Consider the following 5,844-nt stretch of genomic DNA (forward strand, 5'->3'; position numbering starts at 1 on the left):
GGGGCCCGGTCGTACGGCGTCACGGACTTCGGCCCTGGACGCCGTACGACCGGGCCCCGCGAAGGTGCGGGATAGGGGCGGTTCGTCGCGGACGCGGTTGGCCATCGCGGCGAGGTGGATGCCCTGCCGGATGATTTCCGCCTCGCTCACGCCTCGCCGCCTGGCCGCTTCCTTGATGATCGCCAGGTCGTCGGCGTCGGCGTAGACGTTGATGCGCTTCAGGGACATGTACCCAGCGTAGTCAGCTCCGCCGCCCTGCCCTCCTCGTCCCAGCGGACCTCCAGGACGCGGGTGACCGCGCCGCGGTCGAGGGGGCCGAAGACGTGCGGGAACAGGGCGGAGTCGGGGACACCCGGAGGCGGGGCCGGGGCCGCCGGCTCCCATGCGCAGCGGGCGGTCAGGCGGTCCTCGTCGAGGAGCACCGCCAGGAGGGGTCTCGGGGCCGTGCGGTAGAAGGCGTCGGCGATGGCCAACGTCGTCGCCTCGTCGGGCGAACAGTGCACGAAGCCGTCCTCGCCGAGGGAGGCGGGCGCGTAGGGGCGGTCGGGGCGGGCGTCCCATTCCGCCTTCGGTACGAGGTGGTAGATCACCGTTCGGTTATATCCCGTGCCGTGCCGTATATCGTCCGCCGCCTCCGCCCCTGGAACCCTCCGGCTGTCTGTCGCCGTGCTCCGGCGAACGGACAGCGGTTTTCGCCGCTGAGGGGCTACGCGGCGGTCATGAGGAACGCGTACGGCAGCAGGGCGGCGGGAAGGGTCAGCAGGCGGTGGGCGATCGGGTGGCCCGCCCTCAGAGGCTTCACCACGTCGAACAGGACTACCAGGCTCACCACCACCAGCGCCGAGGCGATCAGCCCGAAGAGCGCGAAGCCGCTGCTCTCGATCTGGTCGTACGTGCACTGGTCCAGGTCGGGGCGGCCCAGGTCCTCGTACGAGCAGTGACCGTACTTGGCGTACCAGCGGGCGCACGCCACGAGGGCCGCCGTCGGTATGCCGATCAGCAGGTTCACCAACAGGGAGGTGAGGACAGGGCGAACCGGGTTCACCATGCGGCCACGTTTCCCCCAGCTGTTGTTCGGCGAAGGCCAACGACTCACGCGACGTGAGCGTCTGATCCCGGATGAGCCATGTCGCCGTCCAGGATACGGAGGTGCTTCGGCTCGGACACCGGACGCCGGACACTCGACGCCGTACCTCCGGAACCGGCGCGGTCAGGTCGCGGCCAGGAGGATGGCCGTGTAGTGCGCGGTGAACGCGGCGATGGTCAGGGCGTGGAAGACCTCGTGGAAGCCGAACCAGGCTGGTGACGGGTCGGGCCGCTTGAGTCCGTAGACGACGGCGCCCGCGGTGTAGAGCAGACCGCCCGTGATGACGAGTACGACGACGGCGGTGCCGCCGGCACGTGCGAAGTCGGGCAGGTTGAAGACGGCCACCCAGCCCAGCGCGATGTAGCACGGGGTGTAGAGCCATCGGGGAGCCCCGATCCACAGGACGCGGAAGGCCATGCCGGCCAGGGCGCCCGCCCACACCGCGGTCAGCAGCACCAGTTGTTTGTGCGTGGGCAGCAGCAGGACCGCCAGCGGGGTGTAGGTGCCGGCGATGATCAGGAAGATGTTCGCGTGGTCCATCCGCCGCAGGACCGCCTCCCCGCGCGAGCCCCACGTTCCGCGGTGGTAGACCGCGCTGGTACCGAACAGGAGACAGGCCGACACGGCGTACACCGCGCAGGCCGCCACTGCCGCGGCGGAGCGGGAGAGGGCGATGAGGACGATGCCTCCGGCCAGCGCGAGCGGGAACACGCCGGCGTGCAGCCAGCCGCGCATTCTCGGTTTCAGCACCGCCGCCGCGCGCTCCACCCCGCTCTCCTGGCCGGTGGGTACATCGGCCGCCGGGACACGGAGGGGGTCGCGTGCGGTGCCGAGGCGGGTGGGGGACTCCCGTTCGGGTGACGGCTGTGGAGAATCTTCGGCGATCATGCGCTCATATTCTGGTACCGGATTCGGCGGACGGGTCCACCTCGGCGTTGCCGCGCTTCCTCGTCCGACTCTGGGCACATGTGGAGGGCCCTGGCGCCGTACGGCGCCAGGGCCCGAAGGAACTGCTACACCATCTGCCGGCCTTCGTGCTGCGCCGGCCCTCTGTTTCCGCACACCCGACCGAAAAGCCGTCGGGGATACCGGGATCGCGGTTGCTTGACCGGAGACCACCTCACTATCGATGTCCTGCGGTACCCGGGTTCAACACATCGGCCCGGGCGATCCTGATGGCGCTCGGCTCCTCCGTTCATCCCTCAGTGATCAATTGCTTGCCCGGCACTGATTGCCGGACGTTTTTCTTGCCAAACAGGGGACTGCGTTCTGCTGGTACCGCGTACTGCTCGAGCGGCCTGTGTCAGCACCGCTGTCACTCTCCGGCAGCCAGCCCCGTCGCCCGTCCTGCGTCTGCTCTGGCTTGGAACCCCACTGCCGGACCTCCCGGTGCGCGCGCCCGCAGCCGACGCCTTCACCGAGGTACCGCTCACTCACTTCACTGCTGGTCCTGCTCATGGCGGCCCCTGATCACTGCGGGCCACCCGGTCCGGTCGTCAGTCCCGTCGCCGTCCTGCAACTGCTCTGGCTTCGAGACTCCACCACCGAACCGCCCTGCGTACTGCAACTGCGTAATGCGACCAACTACTGCAACTACATACTTCTGCCTGGCAGTTCGTGTCTGCCGGGCCCTGCGGTCCTTCTGGCTACGAGAGAAACCATAATCACGTCGCCCACCAATGTCTACTCCAGACATCACAGATTTTCGTGAGTTCGACGGCGAGGAAATCGGCATCGAACAGCGGCGGAAGGTGGACGGGCGTCGCTCGGGTCAGCCGCGGCGGACTCTGCCGTTCGTCGGGAGCGATGCCCGTACCCGCCAGCCGGGGGACTCACGGCAGGCGGACGATCTGCCCCGCGGATCGGCCGAACGGTCGAGGCGCGCTGGGTCGTCGCGGGTGACCGAGGGGGTCGGCGGGGCAGCGGAGGTGGCCGTCCCACCTGGGCGTTCGGGGCCGCGAGCGCGGCTCCGGCGACCTTTCGGCGTACGGGAGTTGAACAATCGCCGCGCGCGCCGCTCCGGTCGCCGCCCCGTCCCTACGCTGACGCGCGTGCATGGACAGCGACAGACGGCGGACGACCACCGGCGGGGCGGCTCCCCCGAGCGGGCGCCCGAGCCGTCGCGGGTGGCACCCGAGCCTTCACGCGCGGCGCCCGCGGCGAATCCGCTGCTCGGGCTCCAGCAGACGGCGGGCAACGCGGCGACCGCCCGCGCGCTGACCTCCGGCGGTCGCTCCGAGGGCCGTGGGCCGCATGGAGCGTGGGGAACTCGGGGAGCGCAGGGACTTCGGGGAGCGCGGGGAGCCGGTGGCTCGCTGGGGACTGGTGGGGCGCGCGGCCGGTCGGCCGCCACGCCCGCCCCGATCGCCGAGGTCGCCGAGGACTCCCTCGAACTTCCGCCCTACCTTCAGGACTTCGAAGCACCAGGGCTGTCGTCGGCGTACCGGCTCACCGGGCACGAGTTCGTCTCCACCACCCTCGTCACCGTCATCGGCCACCGCGACGAGACGATCACCGATATCGTCGCCGAGCTGGCCGGACGCCCCGAGACCTTCTACGGGCAGGGCCGCGCGTTCGCCGTCACCGGGCCGCGTGGCCAGGACCGCTACGACGTCACCGTCACCCTGTCCACCGCCGACGACGACCGCCCCGGCACCTTCGCCCCCGGCGGCGGCAACGCCCTCGACGCGGCCACCAAGATCGACATGCACCACAACACGTCCGCCACCGTCGGCCGCTCCGCCGGCTCCTCCGCCTCCTCGGGCGCGGCCATGACCGCGTTCGGGCTGGCGCCCGTCGCCCCCGGCGTCTGGGTCGGCGGCGCCATGACCGCGTCCGCGCAGCCCTTCCAGTCCTCGCGGGACACCCGCAGCCAGCGTGGCACCGCCGAGCCGCGCGTCCTGCGCAGCGACAAGGGGTCCGTCGAGGTGCCCCGCCGGGTCCGCTACGGCGTCCGCATCGCCAAGGACGGCACCCCCGGCGCCCAGACCTTTTCGGCAACCGGTTCCCTCACCATGCGGGTGCCCACCGAACACCTCGTGCCGGTGACCGCGGGGGCGCCGCGCCGCCCGCGCCGGCTGCGCGCCGAGACCGCTCGCGGGATCTCCCTGGCCGACTCCATGGCCCCCCTCGCCCTCGCCGACCGCGCCGCCCCCCACGGAGGGGGCGGCGGCCTGTTCGACGCGGTCGCCTCCGTGCTGCACCCGTCCCTGACCTGGCCCGGAGCACCCGGCCGGGCCCGGCTGTACGAGGCCACGGCGACCTCGACCGTTCTGGAGGACCTGCCCCGGCTGCTGCGCGACGGAGTCGTCGGCGAGGACCTGACCAGCCGGGACGGGTCCACCACCGGGACGTACCGGATGCGCGCCGCGATCACCGAGCTGGCGCCCGGCTGGGCCACCGGCAGGACGCAGCTGCGCACCCACCAGCAGGCCCAGCACTCGGTGACCGACGCGGCGGGCAAAGGCCGGGGCGGCACTTTCGGCATCGGGCCCGCGCTCGGTGTCGGCGTCCTCGGCAACGCCGCCGCCGTCCGCGGTACGGCCATGCCGCTCGTGGGCGCCCGCACGGCACGGTTCACCGTCGCCGAGCAGACCGTGTCCAGCCGGCAGGGTGCGGAGGTGCGCGGCGACAAGGTCCTCTACCTGGGCACCGTCCGGTTCACCGCCGAGGGCACGGGACCCGAGTCGCCCCTCGTCCGGGCGGGGCGCGGCGACCGTACGGCCCGGCACGCGATGAAGGTGTGGATCAGCCTGCGCGCCGACGAGGCACGGGAGTTGGGGCTGCCGCTGCCGGAGGGGGTGACCGCGGGCGACTTCCTCACACGGCCGAAGCGGGACGGGGTGGAGGGGCCGAAGACTGCGCGAACGGACAGGTCCGACGGAACGGACAGGTCCGACGGACCCGAGGCGCCCGCGCACGTCGTGCGGCATCTTCCCTTCGGGGCCATGGGCTCCAGCGTGGCCATCAGCCGGCTCGACACCGCGCCGATGACGAAGGCCGTCCTCGACCTGTTCGGCACCGATCCGCGGCTGGCCGGCTATCTGCCCGCCTTCGGCGCCGACCGGCAGCCCGGGAACGTCAGTGCGGAGGAGGCGGAGGTCCAACGGCAGAACTACCGCGAGCTGGTGGCCGTCCTGTCGGAGACCAACCTGCGTGTCAACAAGGACCAGTTGCTGTCCACGGGCGTACGGGTGCGGCTGCGCCGCAAGAGCCGGTTCCACGCCCACGACGTACAGCTCCGGGTCACCGGATCACTCCGCGAAACCGGCTACCTCGGTGACGCCAAGGACTGGCTGGTGCGCAGCCACACCGGCGTCGCCTCCAGCACGCAGAGCGGGCGGGCGAGTTCGCGCACCATCGGCGGGATGGCCCTCGGCCAGTTCCGGCTGATCCCCGGCGCCCTCACCGCCTCGGTCCGCGCCGACCGCACCCGTACGACGACCCGGCGCGGGCAGGGCGGGCCGACCGTACGCACCGACGTCCTCACCAACGGCTCCGAGGTCGCGAGCGCGTTCGGCGCCGCCCTCGGTCTGAGCGTCGACGTCACCATGACCAGCCGGCAGCGCAAGGCGGCCCGCGCCCTCACCCCCGGCGCGCCCGGCCAGGACACGCCCGAGGCGAAGCTCCTCGGCGGACTGCGGCTGGACGAGCAGGACGTCCGGCTGCTCACGCCGACCGCGTTCACGATGGACGGCGCGGGCAAGGAACGGCTCGACGCGGCCACCGGGGCGCGTGCCGCCGCCCACCGGGACGTG

General features: G+C 72.0%; 4 protein-coding genes and 1 pseudogene. 1 reads left to right on the top strand and 4 read right to left on the bottom strand.

Features of this window, described 5'->3' with window-relative positions:
* The 4 genes from BZL64_RS32880 to trhA all read right to left on the bottom strand — a co-directional run.
* A partial coding sequence (locus BZL64_RS32880) for a ribbon-helix-helix domain-containing protein (RefSeq protein ID WP_107430386.1) occupies window positions 1-228 on the bottom strand: 228 nt, incomplete at its 3' end.
* Entirely contained in the window at window positions 219-590 is a 372-nt protein-coding gene (locus tag BZL64_RS32885; protein WP_086772765.1) for a DUF952 domain-containing protein, read from the bottom strand. The genes BZL64_RS32885 and BZL64_RS32880, both read right to left, overlap by 10 nt.
* 116 nt (window positions 591-706) lie before the next feature.
* Complete coding sequence (locus BZL64_RS32890) at window positions 707-1,048, bottom strand: hypothetical protein (protein WP_086772766.1); 342 nt, start codon at window positions 1,046-1,048, stop codon at window positions 707-709.
* A gap of 162 nt (window positions 1,049-1,210) precedes the next feature.
* Window positions 1,211-1,975 (bottom strand): PAQR family membrane homeostasis protein TrhA, encoded by a 765-nt coding sequence (trhA, locus tag BZL64_RS32895; RefSeq protein ID WP_425276093.1) that lies wholly within the window; start codon window positions 1,973-1,975, stop codon window positions 1,211-1,213.
* A 1,163-nt stretch (window positions 1,976-3,138) separates the two neighbouring features.
* On the opposite strand from trhA, the pseudogene BZL64_RS32900 reads away from it, so the two are divergent.
* Window positions 3,139-5,844 (top strand): annotated as a pseudogene (locus BZL64_RS32900) (hypothetical protein); the annotation flags it as partial.

The organism is Streptomyces bobili (genome assembly GCF_002154575.1).
Classification (GTDB): Bacteria; Actinomycetota; Actinomycetes; order Streptomycetales; family Streptomycetaceae; genus Streptomyces; species Streptomyces bobili.

Bases quoted from the DNA above. Each gene is read 5' to 3' on its own strand.
- trhA (WP_425276093.1), bottom strand. From the start codon at position 1,975: ATGATCGCCGAAGATTCTCCACAGCCGTCACCCGAACGGGAGTCCCCC.
- BZL64_RS32890 (WP_086772766.1), bottom strand. From the start codon at position 1,048: ATGGTGAACCCGGTTCGCCCTGTCCTCACCTCCCTGTTGGTGAACCTG.